The sequence below is a fragment of the Pseudochrobactrum sp. AO18b genome (genome assembly GCF_000409565.1).
Lineage (GTDB): Bacteria > Pseudomonadota > Alphaproteobacteria > Rhizobiales > Rhizobiaceae > Pseudochrobactrum > Pseudochrobactrum saccharolyticum.
The window spans coordinates 1-950 of sequence record NZ_ANNO01000383.1 but is presented as its reverse complement, the minus strand read 5'-3'; the positions used below and the strand labels follow the sequence as shown (position 1 = coordinate 950).

1 pseudogene is annotated in these 950 nt (G+C 52.4%); it reads left to right on the top strand.

From position 1 onward, the window contains the following. Nucleotides 1-261: pseudogene (locus A918_RS22225) on the top strand (hypothetical protein); the annotation flags it as partial. Nucleotides 262-950: the final 689 nt, after the last annotated feature.

Sequence of the window (950 nt, the reverse complement as noted above, 5' to 3'; positions counted from 1 at the left end):
GCGGCAGCCGGAACGGCAAAGCGGGGCTCAATGAGCCCCGAATGGATGGAATTCATGAATGATCTCGAGGTCGTCACTTGCGTCGATCTCGTCAGAAGGAAGGACGCCGTATTCGCCGTCGACCTCGAATACGGTGACCGGGACCATGAGGTCGCAGGAAAGCTGGAAGGCGTGGGACTGTGCGAGGGAAAGATCGTGCGACATTTGAGAGGCTCCATCGGAAGCGGGCCAATTCCCACTGATGGCTCCTCAAAGGAATAGGGACGGTCGCGATCACCGCGAAGACGAAACGGCGGCAGCTTGCTAGCCGACCCCCTGCGGGTTGATCGACGGAGATCCGGACCTGGTCCAGGACGCCATCACAAGAAGCGGGATTGGGGTGCGACCGGTGTCGCAACCTTGAGGCGCGCGATCCCCAATGACGGTCGAACCCCATTTTTCCCTGACGACGGCCGTGACACCCAATCGATCAGCTCCGGCCGAAGCGGCTCTTCAATTGCCCGGAGTCGCGTGGACCACTCCTGCACCCAAACGTTGAGCGAGGGAGATTCAAGCCCGTCGGCTGATGGCTGTCAGACAAAGGGCGCAACCGCACACGACGACGTGACAATTTTTTCACTTTTATTGTTTTATAACAGATATTCATGAAAAATCAGATAATCTATCTTATGGAACTGGACTATGCGAAGTTAAACGACAGAGTATGTGTCTGCCACGTATAAATGTTTGGTTTTTGCATCTGACTTTCATCTAATCGGTGATTATAATTTCACATTCATAAGTTACCGATAGCTTTGACTATTTGCCAATAAATGCGCTCGACGATCATACCGCCGTCTACAGTAAGCTTCAGGTTCCACGGAAAGGCTCTGTTGCAAAAATTTTGCCGATGTCCGAAAGAATGCTGACAATTTTCAGCGAGACTTTTGATGAACGATTTCAAGTGGCGC